Source organism: Pseudomonas violetae, assembly GCF_023072615.1.
Classification (GTDB): Bacteria; Pseudomonadota; Gammaproteobacteria; order Pseudomonadales; family Pseudomonadaceae; genus Aquipseudomonas; species Aquipseudomonas violetae.
Window position 1 is genome coordinate 82,301 of record NZ_JAKNRW010000008.1, and the last position, 20,442, is coordinate 102,742.

The window sequence follows — 20,442 nt, forward strand, 5'->3', positions numbered from 1 at the left end:
CGGCATGCTCGCACTGTTTGATCTTTCCCCCGTCCTGCTGGTCACCGCAATGCTGGTGGTGCTACGCCGCCCGCCGGTGCACGCCGCCCTCGCCGGCACGTTACTGGTGGTGGTGCTGTGGCTGGCTGGTGCTGACGACGCGTGGCACCTGGGCAGCCTGCTGGCCGCTGCGCAAGACACCTCCGTGCTGTTTGCCAGCACCGCCTTCGTGATCGTGCCGGGGCTGGCGTTCGTGATTTGCATTGAGCGCCTGGGCGTCAACCTGGCGCTTAACCAATGGGTGCAATCCCTGGGCCTGCGCCGCGGCGATCAACTGGTGTTCATCGTCCTCGGCCTGGTGCCGTTACTGGAGGCAATGACCGGTTTTGGCGTATCGCTGATCGCAACGGTGCCGCTGCTGCTGAGCCTCTTTGAGCGCCGGGTTGCAATGCGCATCGCATTGGCCGGCATGGCGATCATGCCGTGGGGCACCCTGGGCCTGGCGTCAGTGATCGGCGCCTCGCTGGCACATCTGGACGCGCCGGCCCTGGCTGCGACTTCGGCCCTCACCAGCGCCCCGGTGTTTCTGGCCCTGAGTGCCATGGCGTTGTACCTGGCTGGCGTGCGCGATCCGCGGGAATGGCAGGCGTTGGGTGTTTTCTGGCTGCTGTTCGTGGCCGTGCTATACGCTGCCAGCCGCTGGCTGGGTCCGGAAGTAGCCGGCGTTGCCGCCGGCCTGGTAACCGCCAGTGCCGTACTCGCTGCCGGGCTATGGCGCCTGCGGCGCAGCGCGACCACGCGCGGTGCGGTGCAATGGCCGCGCCAGGCATGGCCTTGTGTGCTGCTGATCGTCTTCTTCGTCGGCTTGAAGACGCTGTGGAGCATCACCGGCTGGCAGAATTTCTGGATCGTCCAAGGTGCCCAGGTGACGTGGAAACCCTTGGCTTCACCGGGCGTGGCGCTGATCGGCCTGGGCTCTAGCGTGGCCATCGCGATAATCTCCTGTGCCGTGCCAGCAACGCCAACGCCAACGCCAACGCCCAATATCTTTGCCGAGTAGGTATTGCATGCACGCGGCAAAGTCTTGGCAGGCATCATATCCGGCTAATGCGATACGGCTCTGTCGTCTGTACTCATTAGCTCGCGAGCTATCAAATTTTTTAGCTGTGTTGCCAGGGAATGATTTCAAGGCCGCTCACCATGTCCTCAAATCAAGCTACGGCAAATCTAAGCATAATAAAAATTCATTAATTTTATGCACCACATTCCTGCATGGAATGAGTGTCCTTGGAAATAGTGCATCAGTCGCACGTTTGACCACCCACCACGACGGTCGATTGATCCCGAACTAACTGATGATCCGAAAAACACTCAACGTCGTGAGTAGGCTCCCCAGTGGTTCTGATACCTGAGTTCTGACGAGCTGAAACCCGACTTTTTCAGCGTCATCGCCCAAAACCAGCCGCTGGCTGGAGCAATGGCAGTTGTACATCTAAGCTCTGACTGCTGGAAGAACCGATCAAGCAGAACGTGCTGCTCCGACAGTGGTGCGCGATATTTGTAGTAGGTCATCCGAGCCAACCAGACCGGCACCACTCAGAGATGACTTGAGCGCAACGAGTGTGACTGACCGCGCGCTGAGAAAAATCACTGCGCCATCAGTTCCTAAGTTTGGGTAGTCAATGCATTTGGCATCCGTCAAGGAGAACTCTATGACGCAATCTCTCAAACCAATAACCGTGCTGACGGCCTTCGCCTCACTGGCAATACCTGCGTTTATCATGGTGCAAGCTGCCGGCGAAATCCCCCCGGCGATCACTACGCCTGATCGCATCGAGACCCGTATCGGCGTGTTGGAGTTCAAGGATGGCGCTCCGAGCGCGAAAACCACACAAGATGTCTACGATACCTTGGCGTTCACTCGCGGCATAGACGCGTTCGTGAACAGTTTTTCGGGCGCCTCGGCTTATGCGATTCGCGAGGGCTTTCACAGCATTGGGGCCGAAGACAATGCGGTGCTCATCTTCTCTGAGTTGATGGACTCCAAATCGCTGTTCCTCACCGCCAACGCTGATACCGTCTATTCGCTTGCGATTCTCGATCTGACGAAAGGACCGTTGGTGGTTGAAGTGCCACCTAAATCGCTCGGCACGCTTAATGACATGTGGTTTGGCTGGATCATTGACATCGGTGCACCAGGCCCTGATCGAGGCGAAGGCGGGAAGTATCTGGTCGTGCCGCCAGACTATGACGGTCCACTGCCCGACAGCGGCTTTTTCGTCGGCCACTCAAAAACCAACCACGTTCTTTACGCCGTTCGTGCCTTCATGGAGAACAATGATCCGAAACCTGCTGTCGACCTGATCAAAGGCAAGCTCAAGATCTACCCCTATACACCGGGTGGATTCGGCACAAGTATTGCCACGGCGCTCGCGGGTCAAGTCAGGCTGGAGGTCAACCCGCCTATTGCTCCAACGAAGTTCATTGAGGGGAGTGACAAGTCGTTCAATACCATTCCGCCAAACGATTTTTCCTATTTCCAGATGCTCGACAAGCTCGTGCAGTTGGAGCCGGCAACCTCGTTCGACCCGGAACTGCTGGGCCAACTGGCCGCCATCGGCATCGTCAAAGGTCAACCCTTCAACCCGGATGACCGGATGAAGAAGATCCTCACCGACGCTGCGGCCGTGGGCAACGCAGCGGGTAGGTCCCTAAACTGGCGCGCTGCCGACTATCCCGGTTGGGCCTACTATCCAAATTCGATGTGGTCCAGCATGTTGTGGCAGGGCGGTTTTAACTTCGAGACACCGCCGCCGATGATTACCAAGGAAGGCTTGTTCAAACCCTTACCGCCAACCGGCGCGCGGACGCTCGATTCCCGTACGGCGTTTTATTACGGCTACACCATGGACTCTCCGGGCATGATTATGCGGTTGCCTAACGTGGGCTCGCAGTACCTCATGGGCTTTACGGATGCCCAAAAGAATCCCTTCGATGGTGGCAAGACCTACAAGGTAACCCTGCCGCCGAAGATTCCTGCGGCAAAATTCTGGTCGTTCACCGTTTACGACAACCAAACGCGCTCCATGCTCCAGACACCGCAGCGCTACCCGCGCGCCGGAAGCCAGAACTATCCTACACCGGCAGCAACAGAAAACGCCGATGGGTCCACGACCCTCTACTTCGGCCCCTCCAAGCCAGCTGACGTCAAGGCAGGCAACTGGGTCCAGACCATGCCCGACAAAGGTTGGTTTACGATCTTGCGCCTCTACAGTCCACTTGAGTCGTTCTTCACCAAAGAGTGGCGGCCGAGCGAGATCGAATGGGTTCAGTGAGACAACGTCAGGGTCAGCACCACCGTTCGGTCGGTGCTGAGCTTGAGTTTGGTTTGCCGAAGAGGAGGAAACATGTTGCGAGTAAAATTACCGTTAGCACTGCTGCCGGCCACTGTTATCGCGATGCAAACTGGCTTGGTACATGCCGAGGACTCTGCGGAACTGGCAAAAAAGGCACTCAACCCGGTCGCCGCGATGTACAGCCTCCCGGTGCAGTACAACTGGGATCAGAAGATGGGACCTACGGGCGACGGCATGCACAGCGTCACAAATATCCAGCCCGTACTGCCCTTTCGTTTAAACGACGACTGGAACCTTATCTCACGTACCATCCTGCCCGTTATTGACCAGCATGGCCTGGCGCCCAATGGCGCAGCGGATAAATCTGGTCTGGGCGATGTGACTCAGAGTTTTTTCTTCTCGCCGACAAAACCCACCGACAGCGGCTGGATACTCGGCATTGGCCCGGCACTGCTGATTCCCACCGGCAGCGATAAACTACTCAGCAGCAAGCAATGGGGCCTGGGCCCTACGGCAGTCGCGCTAAAACAGTCAAACGGCTGGACTCGCGGCATTCTCGCCAACCACATCTGGGGCTTGGAGGACAGCCCGCCGGATGACAAAGAAAAGGTTAACCAGACCTTCCTGCAACCTTTCCTCTCATACACAACAGCGACTTACACAACTTACGGCGTGAACACCGAGTCGAGCTATAACTGGCAATCCCGGGAATGGTCGGTGCCGGTCAACCTGACAGTTACCCAGCTCCTGAAAATCGGCGCTCAGCCTCTAACGGTGCAAGCTGGCCCTCGATACTGGCTTGATAGCCCTGAGGATGGCGCAAGAGGCTGGGGCTTTCGCATTGCTCTAACGTTACTGTTTCCACGCTGATCGGTGCACGACATGTCGATGTCGATGATTTTTACTGGATGCTCACCAATCCTCTTTTTACGAGCAAGCGACCTCCCAGTGAGCGAGTGTCATTGATCCAGCAAAAATTCTCTGACGAAGATGGAGTACTGACCGGCTCTTGTATGGCTTGGGGAGATGCGCTGATTGCCCATGTCGATCTGATTGTATTCGTTGTGACACCAACGCCCGTTCGCCTTGAACGGCTGGCCGGACGGGAAAAGCAGCGATTTGGCAATCGGATAGCCCCAGGTGGTGACATGCATGGGATACATCTGGCCTTTCGGGAATGGGCTTCGCAATATGACGACCCGAGCTTTTCAGTGCGCAACCGGGCGTGGCACGAGGCTTGGTTATTAGAGCAAACGGCTCCGGTGTTGCGGATCGACGGGACGAAAAGCCCTGAAAAGATGGCTGCGGATGTGATTCGACACGCGTAGCGCAATGTAGGCGCTGTTGATGTCTTTGCCTTGATAGGTCGCGTCTACACGGTAGTGATAATGTCGCTAGTCTCACAATGACCTGACAGGTCATGGACACTCTTCACATGGACAGTCAGAGTTGAATCATGGGCCACCACTCCTTTCATCCTACGTACTCGATACCCCGCACTGCCGCTGGCGAGCATCTACGACGATTGCGTCAGCAAGCAGGGCTCAGCCAGCTGGATCTTTCCTTGCTAGTCGGCGTATCTCAGCGTCACCTGAGCTGTGTCGAGACAGGTCGTGCCAAGGCTAGCCCTGGGACATTGCACGCTCTATTAACAGCCCTCGACGTACCCCTTGATCACTGTAACGCTGTATTTGTTGCGGCTGGCTATGCGCCCCGCTACGTTGCTTCCGCGCTCGACGCTCCAGCGTTGGAGATTGTGCGTGCCGCGATTGACCACATCCTGCAAGCTAACAACCCTGCGCCAGCCATTGTCATCAGCAGCAACTGGGACATTACCGCAGCCAATGCCAGCGCGGGATTGCTATTCGAGATGGCCGGTGTTTCAGGCGATGGCGAGTCACGTTTCAACCTGCTCGACACTTTGTTGCGTCCCGGCGGTTTGGGCGATTGTCTGGTGAATGCACAAGAGATACGGGCTATTGCGTGGCAACGCGCCGCAAGAGAAGCTACTAATAATCCCGATTTAGCTCGCCTCCTGCAAGACTTGGCTGCGCCGACAGAAATACCACTGGACGCACCACCATCCCCCCTGATACTGACCCGAGTGCGCACCGAAAACGGGGAACTGCGGTTTCTATCCACATTTACAACATTCGGAATGCCGCTCGACATCACCGTTGCGTCATTGCGAATCGAACACCTCATCCCCGCCGACCCTCATACCTGGCAGAGGATGAAAGAAGCTTACGATCAGTGGTCGGCGGTTGGGGCTGAGACGTCGCATGGATAAACCTGACGGAGTAAAACGACCGTCCACTCCATGGCACGTCATTGAAACCACCACTACAACTGCCAACATCCACAAAAACGGGCCTGGTGAAACGTGGGCGGGATCGGCGGCTGAAAAAACAGCGGCATAAAAGTCGTAGAAACTGATCGAGCGCTTGATGTCGCCGACCAAAAGAAAAATATGATCCAGCATGCTGTGGCCCTCGCGGTTCAGATGTTGTAGCCGCCGGCGACTTCGATGGTCAGGGCATTGATCCAGGCGCCGTCCTCGGACAGCAGCATGGCAATTACCCGTGCCACATCTTCCGGCTCGCCGACCCTGCTATCAAGCTGCGGTCGAATTCAGCCTGAATCTCTTGCCGACATACCCTCGCTCCATGCACGCCCGACAGTGCTGCATACCCTTGGCGATCTGTTTTTCCACGGTGCTTTCATTGATATTCAGTTGCGCGGCTATCTCGCGCCGGGTAAATCCTTCGCAGCGGGACAGCAGGAACACAGCACGATATTTCTCTGGGAGATCCCCAAGTGCTTGGGCCAGTAACTCCAGTTCCTGACGAGTTCCGGCAGCCTTCTCGGGGTGGGTCAACGGGCACTCGGCCTCCTCGGCCCATTCGCTGTCGCCGAAGTAACGGCCATGGGTCGAGTCCTGACGCTGCTTGTCCAGCAACAGGTTGGTCGCCGTGCGGTAGAGATAGGCCAGGGGCTTGTCGGGCTGCCTGGCGCAATGCTTCGCCGCACGCAGCCAGGTTTCCTGGACAACGTCCGAGGCGATGGCTGCGGAGCCAGCCCTGCGCTGAATATAACCCTTGATGTCCTCGTAATGGATCTCAACCAATTGAGTCAGGGTGAGGCGTTCATGTAGGGCCATAAATCAGGAAATGGTCAGGTCAGAGAGGTATGACGCTAACACAATTGATAAGCATTACCAAATAGCATCGGCCTCGCTTCACATTCGATTGCATTTGCGTATGATACTGATTCGCAATTATAGCAAACCGAATGAGAATTCGCATGATCGCTCCAATCTCCTCGCGCTCACCAAACTCCGTCACGCTGCGCTCGCCTTCCCAGCTGCGTCCCCTGGCGCTGGCGGTGCACGTACTTGCCGCCGGTATAGCCCTGACCGCACCCTCCGTGCAAGCGGCGGAAAAGACTGCACAAAAAGAGAATGGAAGTTCTCTGACCTTGGCTCCGATCGCGATCACGGAAACTGCCGCCCGCGAACGCAACGCCGTGACCGAGGACACCAACTCCTACACGACAGAAGCGGCACGCACCGCAACGCCATTGAGCATGTCGCTGCGCGAGACCCCGCAGTCGGTCAGCGTGGTCACCCAGCAGCGCATCCAGGATCAGGATCTGCACACGATCCTCGACGTGGTCAACAACACCACAGGTGTGTCCGTCAACCGCTACGAGACCAGCCGGGCGCAGTTCAACGCGCGTGGGTTCGAGCTCAATTCGTTGATGATCGATGGCGTGCCCACCATCTACGAGCAGCCGTGGAGTTCAGGGGAGATTTTCAGCAGCCTTGCCATGTATGACCGCGTTGAAGTGGTGCGCGGCGCCAACGGCTTGATGACGGGTGCGGGCGACCCTTCGGCGTCGATCAATATGGTACGCAAGCGCGCCAACAGCGCCGCCCTCAAAGGTTCGGTGGAACTGAGCGCTGGCACCTGGGACACCTATGGTGTCGAGGCCGATGTGTCCACCGCGCTGAACGAGGAAGGCACGATTCGAGCGCGTCTGGTTGGCGAGACCAATGAAGGCGACACCTGGATCGACATGAACTCGAACAAGCGCCAGACCCTCTACGGCACCATGGACATAGACCTGACGCCAGACACAACGCTCTGGTTTGGTTTGAGCCACCAGGAAAACAAGGCGGACTCGCCAATGTGGGGTGGCCTGCCGGTCTGGTACGCAGACGGCGGCCGGACCAACTGGAGCCGCTCCAAGACCACTTCGGCCAAATGGAGCAAGTGGGACACCACTTACGACACCTACTTCGTCAATCTCGATCACCAATTTGCCAACGACTGGCAGATGAACCTCAGCTACAACCGTGGCCAGCGCACCGGCGATTCGTCCCTGCTGTACCTCTCCGGCAATCCAGGCCGCAACGGTAGCGCGGCTATATCTTCGTTTCCGGCAACCTACAAGACCGAGACCACCCAGGATGACTACGCCATTCGCTTCAATGGGCCGTTCTCGCTGCTGGGCCGCGAGCATGAACTGGCATTCGGTTACGTGGACAGCAAACAGAAATTCGACGCCGACTCACTCGATGCGCAAACCGGTTTTGAGGGCGTGGCCGACTTTGATGCCTACAGCGGCAATTTTGCCGAGCCGCTCTGGGGCCCGCGCACCGATTACGGCTACAGCGAGACTCGCCAGAAGGGTCTTTATGCCGCCACCCGCCTGAACGTGACCGACGACTTGAAAGTGATCCTGGGCGCACGCGCGAGCTGGTACGAAAAGACCAGTGACGACGTGTTCTCGGAAGTCAGCAAGGTCGATGTTGACCATGAATTGACCCCCTATACCGGCGTGGTCTACGACCTGACCGACAACATCTCGGCCTATGCCAGCTACACCGAAATCTTCCTGCCGCAATCGGTGCGCGACAGCAGTGGCCAAACACTGGAGCCTATCGTCGGCGAGAGCACCGAAATGGGTCTGAAGGGCGAGTTCTTCGGCGGCCGCTTGAACACCTCCGCAGCGATCTTCCAGATCAAACAGGACAATCTGGGGCAAAGCACCGGCGTGCTGATCGATCCTTCGAACCCGGTCGGCGGTTATGCCTACGACGCCAGCGAAGGCGCAACCAGCAAGGGCTTCGAGCTGGAAGTGTCCGGCGAACTCGCCACCGATTGGAATGCCTCGGTGGGCTACACCCAGTTCACCGCTGAAGATGCTCAAGGCACCGACGTGAACACGCTGTACCCCACCAAGTTGCTGCGAACCTTCACCACCTACCGCCTGCCCGGCGCGTTCAACAAGCTGACCATCGGCGGCGGCGTCAACTGGCAGGACTCGATCTACACCTACGCCACCAACCCGGCCGGCAACCCCGAGAAAATCCAGCAGGATGCCTACGCACTGGTCAATCTGATGGCTCGCTACAAGATCACCGACAATCTCTCGGCACAGGTCAACGCGAACAACGTGACCGACGAGAAGTACTTCGACATCTTCGATGCCTACGGTGCCCTGACCTACGGCGCCCCGCGCAGTATCACAGCTTCGGCGAAGTACCGGTTCTAACAACCTTGTAGGAGCGAGCTTGCTCGCGATGGAGGATAACGATAACGCGGGGCATCAGGCGCCCCGCAGCGTCCTCAGGTTTTTCGCGAGTAAGCTCGCTCCTACAAACCAACGGTGCCCTGACCTACGGCGCTCCGCGCAGCATCACGGCTTCGGCAAAGCACCGGTTCTAACGATCGCGGCGATGCCGGTGTTGTATGCACGACCTCTGTGGGAGCAAAGCTTGCTCGCGATGGCGGTGTGACTGGCACACCGCGGTGCTCCGATCGCCGGCAAGCCGGCTCCCACAAGACAGTCGCAGGGTGCGTGTTATAGAATAACATTACCTGCCAATCACTGCCTGCGATTTCCTCATGACAATCCCTGTCCACATCCCCGCCGCCACACGCCTGAACCAGCGCCTGCTATCCATCGATGCCCTGAGGGGATTAGTCATCCTGTTCATGCTGCTCGACCACGTGCGCGAGACGTTTTTACTGCACCGCCAGGTAGCCGACCCCATGGGCATCGAGACCACTGAACCGGCCTTGTTCTTCAGCCGCACCCTCGCCCACCTGTGTGCCCCGGTATTTGTCCTGTTAACCGGTTTGTCCGCCTACCTCTACGGCGAAAAACATCAGGGCAAAAGCGATGTCTCCACCTTCCTGTTCAAGCGCGGCCTGTTCCTGGTGGTGCTGGAATTCACCTTGGTAAATTTCGCATGGACCTTCCAACTCCCGCCCAGCGTGATCTACATGCAAGTGATCTGGGCCATCGGCGTCAGCATGATTGCCCTTGGCATCCTGGTGTGGCTGCCAAGACCCGTCCTGTTTGTTGTGGGCGCGCTTATCGTCGCCGGGCACAATCTGCTCGACGGCCTGCACTTCCCGGTCAGCTCAAGCCTGCACGTACCTTGGGCGATCCTGCATGATCGCGGCTGGATCGAGGTGTCCGAGCAGCTGAGGTTACGCACGTCCTATCCGGTCCTGCCCTGGGTGGGTGTGATCGCCCTCGGTTACTGCATCGGCCCCTGGTTTGCCGGCGCAGCCTGCGTCAACTCACGTCAACGCAAACTGCTGGTGGCAGGTTCAGGGGTGTTGCTGGGGTTCTTTGCATTGCGCCTTGCCAATGGATACGGTGAAGCGCAATGGGTCGCCTACGAAGGCACCATTCAAACCTTGATGAGCTTCTTCAACATCACCAAATACCCGCCTTCCCTGCTGTTCCTTGCCCTGACACTCGGGGTGGGCCTGTTGTTGCTACTGGGCTTCGAGCGCGCCCAGCAACGCAAGTGGATCAACACCCTGGCGGTGTTTGGTGCCGCGCCGATGTTCTTCTACTTGTTGCACCTTTATGTGCTCAAGGTGCTGTACCTGATAAGCGTCGCGGCGTTTGGCTTGAATCAGGGCAACTACTTCGGTTTTGACAGCATTTGGGCGGTGTGGGTGACGGCGCTAATACTGGCCGCATCGCTGTATCTGCCAGTGCGCGGGTTTGCTGCATTGAAGGCGCGGCGTCGGGATATTGGCTGGCTGAAGTATTTCTGAGTGACGGCGATTCAGGTCGGCTTGCCGACCTGAATCATGGGTGATTGAACCGGTCACCCCGATGACCCAATAGCCACTAAACAATCGCAGGATAAACATCACTGCTATCCGGCCAAACCGACAACACCTCAAAGCCATCCGCAGTCACCGCCACCATGTGCTCCCACTGCGCTGAGAGGGACTCATCCTTGGTCACAACAGTCCAGCCATCCGCCAGGGTCTTCACATGTCGCTTACCGGCATTGAGCATTGGCTCAATGGTGAAAATCATCCCGGCTTTCAACTTCAGGCCATGCCCCGGATAGCCGTAATGCAGGATCTGCGGCTCATCGTGATAGACCTTGCCGATGCCGTGACCACAGTATTCGCGCACCACACTGAAGCCATCCCGCTCGGCGACCGTTTGAATGGCATAACCAATGTCACCCAGGGTTGCACCAGGCCGCACCGCCCGAATCCCGGCGCACATGGCGTCATAGGTGGTCTTGACCAGGCGGCGCGCCTCGGGGGCCGGTTCGCCGACAAAGTACATGCGGCTGGTGTCGCCATACCAGCCGTCCTTGATCACAGCGATGTCGATGTTGAGGATGTCGCCGTCTTTCAAAGGCTCATCAGTTGGAATGCCATGGCAGACCACCTGATTGACGGAAGCGCACACGGTTTTCGGAAAGCCGTGATAGCCGATATTGCCAGCTATGGCTTTCTGCACGTTGACGATGTGGTCGTGGCAGAGTCGATCAAGTTCGTTGGTGGTGACCCCCGCTTTCACATAGGGGGCAATCATGGCCAGCACTTCGGCAGCCAATTGTGCAGCTGTGCGCGACTGGGCTATTTGCGCCGCCGTGTTGATCAGGACTATTGCCTTCATTTGCCGGCTCCACTGGCTGCCGCTAGCTGAAGGCCTTGCGCGTTTTGCGCCAGGTCACACAGTTGATTCAGGTCCAGGCCACCCGCCAGTTCGGCACGAACCAGCAAGCGGCAGATGTCGCGGTGGTCCAGGTTTGGATGTAGCTCGGCGAGCATGCCGATGCGCATCCAGTGCTCGGCCTGCGCGTTGATCGAGCGACTCAGCGCGTCGCTGGCAACACGTAGATTTTCGTGCATGCCTTCGGAGATCTTGACAATACCCATGACTTCAACCATACGAAATATATATGAATCGTATATTAACCGCTTTGCAGGTGAAGTCAAAGGTCCGAGGCTCGGCCCCGGCGTCAGTCAATCGAGCCCAAGTTCAACCATGCCACTGTTCAAGCGCACGGGCCAAACCCGCAACCGCTGTTGCGACGACTCCAGGCAGTGGCCATCTTCCAGGCGAAAATGCTGCTTGTAGATAGGCGACGCCACCACCATTTCCCCCTTGATGTTGCCGATCAAACCGCGACCGATCACATTCGCCCCGGATTGCGGGTCGTGATTGTCGATCGCATAAAGCGACCGGCCCTGGGCCTCAGGCAAGTAGAACAGCGCCACTTGCGCACCCTCGAACCAGACGACGACCCCGGAGTTGCTCACCAGGTCCTGTTCACTGCAAACCGTTTTCCAGGCTGCAAGGTTTTGCTGAGTGTTGGACTGGCTCATCAGGCAATCTCCTCGATGACAGGAATGACGTTGAGTTCGGTGGCCATGATCGGACGGCGCTGACCGCGCTCCTGGACAAAATGGATATCCGGATCCGGGCGCTTGTCGTTGACGAAGGTGCGGAAGCGCTTGAGCTTTTCCGGGTCCTTGAGGGCGTTGGCCCACTCGCACTCGTAGCGTTCGACCACCAGTTGCATCTGCAATTCAAGTTCGGCGCCCAGGCCCAGGCTGTCGTGGATGATCACGTCCTTGAGGTAATCCAGGCCGCCCTCCAGGCTTTCGCGCCAGACCGAGGTGCGCTGCAATTTGTCGGCGGTGCGGATGTAAAACATCAGGAAGCGGTCGATGTAGCGGATCAGGGTTTCATCGTCCAGGTCAGTGGCGAAGAGCTCAGCGTGGCGCGGACGCATGCCGCCATTACCAGCGATGTAGAGGTTCCAGCCTTTCTCGGTCGCGATCACACCGACGTCTTTGCTCTGGGCCTCGGCGCATTCCCGAGTACAACCGGACACGGCAAACTTGAGCTTGTGCGGCGAGCGCAGGCCCTTGTAGCGGTCCTCGATCGCCAGGGCCATTTTCACGCTGTCCTGCACGCCGTAACGGCACCAGGTGCTGCCCACGCACGACTTTACGGTGCGGGTGGATTTGCCGTAGGCATGCCCGGTTTCAAAACCCGCCTCGATCAACTCCGCCCAGATGCCCGGCAACTCGTGCAATTGCGCGCCAAACAAGTCGATCCGCTGACCGCCAGTGATTTTGGTGTAGAGCTCGTATTTCTTCGCCACGACCCCGATCGCAATCAACTTATCGGCAGTGATTTCGCCACCGGGAATGCGCGGGACTACCGAATAAGTGCCGTTTTTCTGCATATTGGCCATGAACGTGTCATTGGTGTCCTGCAACGGCACCAGCGAGGCGTCCATGATGGGCTGGTTCCAGCACGACGCGAGGATCGATCCCACGGCTGGTTTGCAGATATCGCAACCGGTATGACCACGGCCATGTTGGGCCAACAATTCTTCAAAGGACTTCACCCCTTCCACCCGCACCAGGGCATACAGTTCCTGGCGGGTATAGGCGAAGTGTTCACACAGGCTTCTGTCGACGCTGACCCCGCGGGCAATCAACTCATGCTCGAAAACCTGCTTGAGTAAACCGGCACATCCGCCGCAGCCAGTGCCGGCCTTGCTCTGCGTCTTGAGTATGGCGAGGTCGGTGCAACCACCATCGATCGCCGAGCAGATGGAGCCTTTGGTGACGTTGTGGCAGGAGCAGACGGTCGCGGATTCAGGCAGCGCGCCCGGGCCCAGCATCGGAGCGCCTGAGGACGATGGCAAAATCAAGCTGGCAGGGTCCTGCGGCAGCACGATGCTGTTTTGCATATATTGCAGCAGGGTGTCGTAGTAGCTGTTGTCGCCAACCAGCACGGCGCCCAGTACATGTTTGCCCGTCGCGTCCACCACCAGACGTCGATAGCTGGCTGTCGCCTCGTCGATGAACTGATAGCTGCGCGAGCCAGGGGTGTGGGCATGCGCGTCGCCGATTGAGCCAACGTCGACGCCAAGTAGCTTGAGCTTGGTCGACATGTCCGCGCCCATGAACGGCTCGGCGGCCTGCTCGCACAACAGGGCGGCAACGCCGCGGGCCATTTGGTAACCCGGCGCAACCAAGCCGAACAGGCTGCCGTTCCAGGACGCACACTCGCCAATCGCGTAGATGTTCGGGTCGCTGCTCAGGCACTCGTCGTTAATGGCCACCCCCCCGCGCGGGCCTGTCTCCAGGCTGGATCGGCGGGCTAATGCGTCCTGGGCGCGGATACCGGCGGAGAATACGACCAGGTCGGTTTCAAGGAACTCGTCATTGGCAAAATTCATCCGATAACGGTAATCCTCACCAGCGCTGATCGACTGAGTGGCACGCGACAAATGCACGCCAACCCCAAGCCGTTCGATTTGGGTCTTGAGTGCCAGACCACCCAGGTCGTCCAGTTGCACTGGCATCAACCGTGGAGCAAATTCAACGACATGCGCTTCAAGGCCCAGGCTTTTGAGCGCATTGGCGGCTTCAAGCCCCAGCAGGCCACCGCCCACCACCACGCCACGCCGGGCGTTGACCGCAGCAGCCCGAATGGCGTCGAGGTCCTCAAGGGTGCGGTACACCAGACGCGAGTCACCTTCGGCACCCTCGATCGCCGGCACAAACGGATAAGAACCGGTGGCCAGCACCAACTTGTCATAGGCGATACAACCTTGCGCGGTGACTACAGCACGACGGGCGCGGTCGATTTCCAGTACCGGTACCCCAAGGTGCAGCGTGACACCCGGCGTCTGGTACAACGACGCATCAGACAGCGCCAAGGATTCGGCATCCCGGCCGGTGAAGTATTCGGAAAGGTGCACGCGATCGTAGGCACGCATCGGCTCCTCGCCGAACACATGCAGCCGATAGTGCTCCAGGGCACCGCGTTCGATCAGTTGCTCGACACAATGATGTCCGACCATGCCATTACCGACCACGATCAGTGTTTTCAACTTGTTCAACGCGGCAACATTGGAATTCATATCAAGCACCCGACAAAGCCCATCACGGTTAAAAAAAGCAAAAAAAAACGCCTGAAACCTTGCGGTTCCAGGCGTCTTTGCCTGTTCTTATGCGGGATCAACCGGGCGACTTCGCCTGATCCTCCGCTGTTGCCCATGGCCTGTCTGGCCGATCGATCGTCGTTGATCGAGAGGGCAGCCTACCTGGATTATTTCCGGTAGACCTGCTGGGCACCTGCAGTCTTTGTGCCAGAACGCTGAGCAGCAAGCCCATATGAGTGGGAACCTGGGTAATCGCGCAAGCGGGGAGCCTTGCGATGACTGGATTCCAGGGCTTCTGCGAGCCGTAGCGAAGAGCTTTATGTGCACATGACCAGTCACTGGCGAAGCAAAGAAGCGGCCCGCTTTTCGCTTCCAACTGGTGCGCACCATCGTCAACCCGCTTTATAGAAGTGCGCCACGGGCACAACAACGCACGCATGTGCTCATCGGTAGACAGCATCCACAGGAGGTTGCGCTGTTCTGGTGGTTTCCCGGAAAAGTTGAATAACATATCGCCTGCAGTATTCCATGCGAGCACGTCCCAACGCAGATTCAGAATAGATGGAAAAATCCTGCGCATCCTGATGGCCTCTGTGCTGGCTGCGGTTTCCCGCTTGGGGATGTATAGCTTCATCGCCCCTTTCAGCACTGATCCTGCCTACGGAGGCGTCTACCAAAACAACGAGTTGATCGCAGAGCGGGAGCGCCATGGAGATGGTAATTTAGCGGTCGCGTTGAATGAATCAGCACTTTATCTGGGCAGTGCATTGGGCGCTGGGGTGGGAGGTTTGCTGTTCCTGTTGCACCTGCCTGTCTGGACAGTGCTGATTAGCGCCGCAGCTGTGGCGTTTCTTGGCATTGTTTTGCAACTGCTGAATCTGCGCACGGATCAATTTCGCCTGCTCGGCACTCTAAGCGAAAAATCATGAGGTTTGTCCGATGAGTAAAGCACCCTACATCCCGCCCAAAGTCTGGGTAAACAACGCCCCGTCCGGCGGGCAATTCGCCAACATCAACCGCCCCACTGCTGGCCCGACTCACGAGAAGACCTTGCCGTTGGGCAAGCACCCGTTGCAGCTCTACTCGCTGGCTACGCCCAATGGCGTGAAAGTCACGATCCTGCTTGAAGAGTTGTTGGCGCTGGGGCACAGCGATGCCGAATACGATGCGTGGTTGATCCGCATCGGTGAGGGCGACCAGTTCTCCAGTGGTTTTGTCGAGATCAATCCAAACTCGAAGATTCCCGCGCTGCTGGATCGCACTGTCCAACCACCCCTACGCGTATTCGAATCCGGCGCCATCCTGCTGTACCTGGCCGAGAAGTTCGGCGAGTTCCTGCCCACCGACCTCGCCGGACGTACCGAAACCCTGAACTGGTTGTTCTGGCAGATGGGCGCGGCGCCGTACCTGGGCGGCGGCTTCGGGCACTTTTATGCGTATGCGCCGGAGAAATTCGAGTACCCGATCAATCGCTTTACCATGGAAGCCAAGCGTCAACTGGATGTGCTGGATCGCCGCCTGGCTGAAAGCCCGTACCTCGGTGGTGACAGCTACTCGATTGCGGATATCGCGGTGTGGCCCTGGTATGGCCAACTAGTGCGAAACAACGTGTATTCGGCCGCCGAATTTCTGTCGGCCGACCAATACACCCATCTGCAGCGATGGGCAGAGAAAATCGCCAACCGGCCTGCGGTCATCCGTGGCCAGCGGGTCAACCGGACCTGGGGCGATGAAGCGAGCCAGGTTGCGGAACGGCATCAGGCACAGGATCTGGGTTAAACGGCTGATACCTATTGAAGTCCCGCCAATCCAGGCGGGATGTCTCAAGGCCGATGCTGCATGATCCACCGCTATCGCCAGCGAGCCGGGCGCTACAGATCCGATGCAACGACTCTCACCCGACGGCAATCGGTAGGCCCAAGCCTCTGACCACTTGCTGAGCGAACCTCAATCGGCATCAAAGACTCCCCAGACGCCTTGTCCAATAACACCGACTGCGTCTCCCCCGCCTCGAACAAAAACCGTTCCCCCCACTGCCTCATGCTGACCACCACGGGAAAAATCTCCCGCCCCTTGTTGGTCAGCACGTATTCCTTGTACGCACTTCCATCCGACGCCGGGCACACATCAAATACCCCGACCTCGACCAGTTTCTTCAAGCGCGATGCCAGAATATTCTTCGCCACGCCCAGGCTCTTCTGAAACTCGCTGAACCGGCGAATGTCGTCGAAAGCATCACGGATGATCATCAGCGACCAGCGATCCCCGATGGCTTCCAGCGTCCTTGCTACCGGGCATTCGCTGCCTGGCAGTGAAGTGTGTTCGAGCATGGTTTCCTGTCCCCGCGCAACGTAGTTGCAATTTGCAACCCGTTACAGCAACAATTGAACGGGTTTTTAATTGCAACCAGATTAGCACTCAGGAGCCTCACATGCCAGCCGATGCCAATTCAGCCACCTTACCCTCGGCCAAGGATTTACCCACTGCACAATGCCAAAGAACGGAGCCATCTGCGGGCCTTTCTCCAGCGCTGATCTTCCTGTTCTCCGTCACCTGCGCCCTGGCAGTCGCCAACGTGTACTTCGCACAACCGCTACTCGATTCGATGGCCCAGAGCCTGGGCGTCGCCTCATCCATGATCGGGGTCGTGGTCACGGCGACTCAGGTGGGCTACGCCCTTGGGTTGCTGTTTATTGTGCCACTGGGCGACCTGGTCAACCGGAAACGGTTGATCCTGACTCAGGTCCTGCTATCGGCTGCCGCCCTCGCGGCAGTCGGCGCAGCACAGCAATGGCTGGCCCTGTTGGGCGCGATGATCGCGGTAGGTTTGCTGGCCGTGGTGGTGCAAATACTCGTGGCATACGCTGCCGTGCTCGCCACGCCGTCACAACGCGGCCAGGCGGTGGGGACAGTCACCAGTGGCATTGTCCTGGGCATCCTCTTGGCACGGTTTGCCTCGGGCCTGATTGCGGACGTCGCGGGATGGCGCGCGGTTTACTTCGCGTCTTCGGGATTGATGCTGAGCATCGCAGCGGTGCTGTGGAAAGTGGTGCCGGTCACTGCGTCGCCGACGCATCGGGAGTCCTACCTGGGGCTTATCGGTTCGCTATTCAAACTGTTCATCACCGAACCGGCGCTTCGCGCCAGAGGCCTGCTGGCCTTGCTGATTTTCGCCGCTTTTTCGGTGCTGTGGACTTCCATGGTGTTGCCCTTGAGCGCCCCGCCACTTTCGCTTTCCCACACCGCCATCGGTCTATTTGGCCTGGCCGGGGTTGCCGGGGCACTGGCGGCCAGGAGGGCCGGCCGTTGGGCCGATCGAGGACTGGGACAACGGGTGACCGGCATTTCCCTGGTGCTGCTGACGCTGTCCTGGTGGCCCATCAGCTATACCGAAACGTCCCTGGTTGCGCTGGTGTGCGGCGTGATCCTGCTCGACTTCGCGGTGCAGGCCGTACACGTCACCAACCAGAGCATCATCTTTGCCGCCCGACCCGATGCCCAAAGCCGCATGGTCGGCGCTTACATGTGTTTCTACTCGCTGGGTAGCGCGCTAGGGGCCGCGGCGGCGACCCAGGTTTATGCACTTTCGGGCTGGCCGGCAGTAAGCCTGCTGGGCGCCTTGATCAGCGCTACGGCACTGGTGGTGTGGTATCTCACCGCTCGCTCAATGAATCGGCAAGGAAGACCTTCATGAAAACCAGGCATCTGCTTCTCGCCATCACGATCACTGCCATATGGGGCGTGAATTTCTCGGTGATCAAGCTGGGCCTGACCACAGTCGATCCGTTCATTCTTGCTGGCATCCGCTTCACGCTGTGCGCGATCCCGGCGATTTTCTTCATTCCAAAACCTGATGTGCAGTGGCGCTATATCATCGGCTACGGCCTGGTGTTCGGTATCGGCCTCTGGGGCTTGGTCAACCTCGGCATCCAGTCGGGTTTGTCGGCGGGTATCGCTTCGCTGGTGCTTCAGTTCAGCGCGTTTTTCACAATCTTGCTGGGCTCGTGGATCTTCAAGGAATCGATTTCGCGCTTCCAGTACGCAGGCATGGGCCTGGCCCTTTGTGGTTTGTTGAGCATCATCTCCATCGCTGACGCAACCGTCACCAGCGCCGGGTTGCTACTGGTGCTGCTGGGAGCGCTGGCCTGGAGTGCCGCCAACGTCATCAACAAGAAAGCCAGGACCACCCAGGTTTTCGCCTTCCTGGTGTGGTCCAGTGTGTTTTCGCCGATGCCGCTTTTTGCCCTGGATTACCTGGTCAACGGCTCGACGGGTTACCGCACCTTGGTCAGCCAACTCGACTACCGCGCAGTGCTGTCGATCCTGTTCCAGGTCTACCCCAACACGCTGTTCGGCTACTGGGTGTGGAACTCCTTAATGAAACGATATCCGGTGTCCACAGTCGCGCCTTTATCTTTGTTGGTACCGGTGTTCGGTCTGCTCGGCTCGTTGCTGATTTTCAATGAGAACCTGTCGTTCAATAAAATATTGGCGGTGGTTCTTATCGTGTCCGGCCTTGGCGTAGGCTTATACGGACAACGGATAGTGCATGCGGTTTGCAAGGGCTCGGTGTGAGCAACGGGTTGACCCGGCGGCGAATCCGCCGGGGCAAGCCATGGGTCATAGCCGCTACAAATTACCCAACTCACATGAAACCTCGTGGTATCCAGAAAATGCAATGGTTACCATGAGTTCATGTTCACATGGAGAGGCCCAATGGACCTGAAGTTCAGTCACGTAGACGTACTGGTCGAGAATCTTGAAGAAGCGTGTACCTACTACGCGCAGATACTGAATGCCAGAATCTCCAACGCTCTCGTTTGGGAACGAGGCGGTTTGCACGTGCGCTACGCGATAGCACTGATCGGCCAGGAGCGCTTCATGTTGGTACAGCCTTTGGCGGGGAACCTGAAGGAATTACTAGATAGGTGCGGAGCGGGGATGATCTACCGCCATTGTTACTCGACCCCAGACATCGAATCCGCCTACGACGAATTGATCGCCCAAGGCGTTCAGCCCGAAGACGAAAATGGCAAGCCACTGGCCCGCGAGAGCCTTCAATCCCCTTCCGGGACTCGCATCATCTGGCTGCCAAAGCGCTTCGGGCATTTCTCCATCGAAATTCTGGAAGAGAAGACGCTTGAGGCATTCATCCAGGATGCGTTTTCTTGAGAGGTCTCTTGATGGGCGGCCGCTTTTGACCCTGCTTGGACGATCAGACGAGGTGTGCCGGTAATTGTAGTGATCTGCGAGGGGAGTATTTTCAATCCATCGGTTTCTTCTCTGGAACCCTAAAACTCACTGTCGTGCTGGTGAGGATCTTGTGAGTCGGATCTGCGACTTCGAGCAGTACCTTGTGCGCGCCTGGGGTCAGGCCGACCAGGATAATCGGGTCTTCACTGGTGTGCGCCCAAGTACCCTTCCAGTCATCGACGGTCACGTGAAGGTGGCCGAGACGGGGCGATACCTCAACGGCCGCTTTACCGAACACCGGCATGATTCTTGTGCGCTCGGTTCGATACTGGACGATCACCACACCGCGGGTCAGCGGCTCGGCCAGGGGTGGATAGGCGATCAGTGCTGGCACCGTCTCCGATTCCAGAGGAAGTACTGCCGGAGGGTGATGGAGATCTGCCTCGCCTTGGCCGAATGCGGCTGTCCAATACAAAACACCCAAGGCAAGGGCATATAGACTTCCGACCGGGATGGGCATGATTTTTCTCCCGCGTGAGATCATTCAAGGCTAGTTCAAACCGCTCGCCTTTACGAATCCCCATTGCCCCTTGTAGGAGCGAACATGCTCGCGATGGACGTTAACGATGACGCACGCTCGCTGAATCGACGTGGTGTCCTTACGTG

The 20,442-nt window shown here is 58.1% G+C and carries 19 protein-coding genes and 3 pseudogenes; 12 read left to right on the forward strand and 10 right to left on the reverse strand.

Translation table 11 applies throughout. The features are described 5' to 3' along the window. Positions 1-4 precede the first annotated feature (4 nt). Positions 5-955, forward strand: a pseudogene (locus L9059_RS12755) (L-lactate permease); the annotation flags it as partial. Here the strand turns inward: L9059_RS12755 and L9059_RS12760 are convergent. After that, a pseudogene (locus tag L9059_RS12760) lies at positions 952-1,168 on the reverse strand (SAM-dependent methyltransferase); the annotation flags it as partial. The pseudogenes L9059_RS12755 and L9059_RS12760 sit on opposite strands and share 4 nt — an antisense overlap. A gap of 523 nt (positions 1,169-1,691) precedes the next feature. On the opposite strand from L9059_RS12760, the gene L9059_RS12765 reads away from it, so the two are divergent. From L9059_RS12765 to L9059_RS12780, 4 genes are all read left to right on the forward strand, one after another. Beyond that, positions 1,692-3,314 (forward strand): DUF1254 domain-containing protein, encoded by a 1,623-nt coding sequence (locus L9059_RS12765; RefSeq protein WP_247291326.1) that lies wholly within the window; start codon positions 1,692-1,694, stop codon positions 3,312-3,314. A gap of 123 nt (positions 3,315-3,437) precedes the next feature. Beyond that, positions 3,438-4,205, forward strand: coding sequence for a transporter (locus L9059_RS12770; RefSeq protein ID WP_247291496.1), 768 nt, complete (start codon positions 3,438-3,440; stop codon positions 4,203-4,205). Further along, the gene (locus L9059_RS12775; protein WP_247291497.1) at positions 4,163-4,663 is read left to right on the forward strand and encodes a P-loop NTPase family protein; all 501 of its coding nucleotides are present in this window, start codon (positions 4,163-4,165) and stop codon (positions 4,661-4,663) included. The genes L9059_RS12770 and L9059_RS12775 overlap by 43 nt, the downstream gene beginning before the upstream one ends. A gap of 128 nt (positions 4,664-4,791) precedes the next feature. After that, positions 4,792-5,625, forward strand: coding sequence for a helix-turn-helix domain-containing protein (locus L9059_RS12780; protein ID WP_247291328.1), 834 nt, complete (start codon positions 4,792-4,794; stop codon positions 5,623-5,625). 209 nt (positions 5,626-5,834) lie between these two features. On the opposite strand, the pseudogene L9059_RS12785 reads toward L9059_RS12780, so the two are convergent. Both L9059_RS12785 and L9059_RS12790 read right to left on the reverse strand, forming a co-directional pair. Continuing rightward, positions 5,835-5,945: pseudogene (locus L9059_RS12785) on the reverse strand (3-oxoacyl-ACP reductase); the annotation flags it as partial. A 4-nt stretch (positions 5,946-5,949) separates the two neighbouring features. Continuing rightward, complete coding sequence (locus L9059_RS12790) at positions 5,950-6,495, reverse strand: RNA polymerase sigma factor (RefSeq protein WP_247291330.1); 546 nt, start codon at positions 6,493-6,495, stop codon at positions 5,950-5,952. 143 nt (positions 6,496-6,638) lie between these two features. Between L9059_RS12790 and L9059_RS12795 the strand changes: the two genes are divergently transcribed. Next, positions 6,639-8,894 carry a TonB-dependent siderophore receptor gene (locus L9059_RS12795; RefSeq protein WP_247291333.1) on the forward strand — a complete coding sequence of 752 codons (2,256 nt, stop codon included), beginning with the start codon at positions 6,639-6,641 and terminating at the stop codon, positions 8,892-8,894. Between the two features lie 353 nt (positions 8,895-9,247). Continuing rightward, positions 9,248-10,420 (forward strand): acetyltransferase domain-containing protein, encoded by a 1,173-nt coding sequence (locus L9059_RS12800; protein WP_247291335.1) that lies wholly within the window; start codon positions 9,248-9,250, stop codon positions 10,418-10,420. A gap of 76 nt (positions 10,421-10,496) precedes the next feature. Here the strand turns inward: L9059_RS12800 and map are convergent, their stop codons facing one another. The 5 genes from map to L9059_RS31200 form a co-directional block, all read right to left on the reverse strand. Further along, complete coding sequence (gene map, locus L9059_RS12805; protein ID WP_247291337.1) at positions 10,497-11,288, reverse strand: type I methionyl aminopeptidase; 792 nt, start codon at positions 11,286-11,288, stop codon at positions 10,497-10,499. Continuing rightward, positions 11,285-11,551, reverse strand: coding sequence for a ParD-like family protein (locus L9059_RS12810; RefSeq protein ID WP_247291339.1), 267 nt, complete (start codon positions 11,549-11,551; stop codon positions 11,285-11,287). Before L9059_RS12810 ends, map begins: the two co-directional genes overlap by 4 nt. A gap of 87 nt (positions 11,552-11,638) precedes the next feature. Continuing rightward, positions 11,639-12,001, reverse strand: coding sequence for a nitrite reductase small subunit NirD (gene nirD, locus L9059_RS12815; protein WP_247291341.1), 363 nt, complete (start codon positions 11,999-12,001; stop codon positions 11,639-11,641). After that, entirely contained in the window at positions 12,001-14,562 is a 2,562-nt protein-coding gene (gene nirB / locus L9059_RS12820; RefSeq protein ID WP_247291343.1) for a nitrite reductase large subunit NirB, read from the reverse strand. The genes nirD and nirB overlap by 1 nt, the downstream gene beginning before the upstream one ends. A 97-nt stretch (positions 14,563-14,659) precedes the next feature. Continuing rightward, entirely contained in the window at positions 14,660-15,217 is a 558-nt protein-coding gene (locus L9059_RS31200; protein ID WP_486969857.1) for an MmyB family transcriptional regulator, read from the reverse strand. Here L9059_RS31200 and L9059_RS12830 point away from each other — a divergent pair. Together L9059_RS12830 and yghU are read left to right on the forward strand one after the other, a co-directional pair. Next, positions 15,168-15,512, forward strand: coding sequence for a hypothetical protein (locus L9059_RS12830; protein WP_247291503.1), 345 nt, complete (start codon positions 15,168-15,170; stop codon positions 15,510-15,512). The genes L9059_RS31200 and L9059_RS12830 overlap by 50 nt on opposite strands. A 10-nt stretch (positions 15,513-15,522) precedes the next feature. Then, entirely contained in the window at positions 15,523-16,362 is an 840-nt protein-coding gene (gene yghU / locus L9059_RS12835; protein ID WP_247291345.1) for a glutathione-dependent disulfide-bond oxidoreductase, read from the forward strand. 92 nt (positions 16,363-16,454) lie between these two features. Here yghU and L9059_RS12840 read toward each other — a convergent pair whose 3' ends face one another. Then, complete coding sequence (locus L9059_RS12840) at positions 16,455-16,913, reverse strand: winged helix-turn-helix transcriptional regulator (protein ID WP_247291346.1); 459 nt, start codon at positions 16,911-16,913, stop codon at positions 16,455-16,457. 101 nt (positions 16,914-17,014) lie between these two features. On the opposite strand from L9059_RS12840, the gene L9059_RS12845 reads away from it, so the two are divergent. From L9059_RS12845 to L9059_RS12855, 3 genes are all read left to right on the forward strand, one after another. After that, the gene (locus tag L9059_RS12845) at positions 17,015-18,277 is read left to right on the forward strand and encodes an MFS transporter (RefSeq protein ID WP_247291347.1); all 1,263 of its coding nucleotides are present in this window, start codon (positions 17,015-17,017) and stop codon (positions 18,275-18,277) included. Beyond that, positions 18,274-19,158 carry an EamA family transporter gene (locus tag L9059_RS12850; RefSeq protein WP_247291348.1) on the forward strand — a complete coding sequence of 295 codons (885 nt, stop codon included), beginning with the start codon at positions 18,274-18,276 and terminating at the stop codon, positions 19,156-19,158. Before L9059_RS12845 ends, L9059_RS12850 begins: the two co-directional genes overlap by 4 nt. 141 nt (positions 19,159-19,299) lie before the next feature. Then, positions 19,300-19,755, forward strand: coding sequence for a VOC family protein (locus tag L9059_RS12855; RefSeq protein WP_247291349.1), 456 nt, complete (start codon positions 19,300-19,302; stop codon positions 19,753-19,755). A 91-nt stretch (positions 19,756-19,846) separates the two neighbouring features. Here the strand turns inward: L9059_RS12855 and L9059_RS12860 are convergent, their stop codons facing one another. Beyond that, on the reverse strand, positions 19,847-20,296 hold the full coding sequence (locus L9059_RS12860; RefSeq protein ID WP_247291350.1) for a DUF6130 family protein: 450 nt from the start codon (positions 20,294-20,296) through the stop codon (positions 19,847-19,849). Positions 20,297-20,442: the final 146 nt, after the last annotated feature.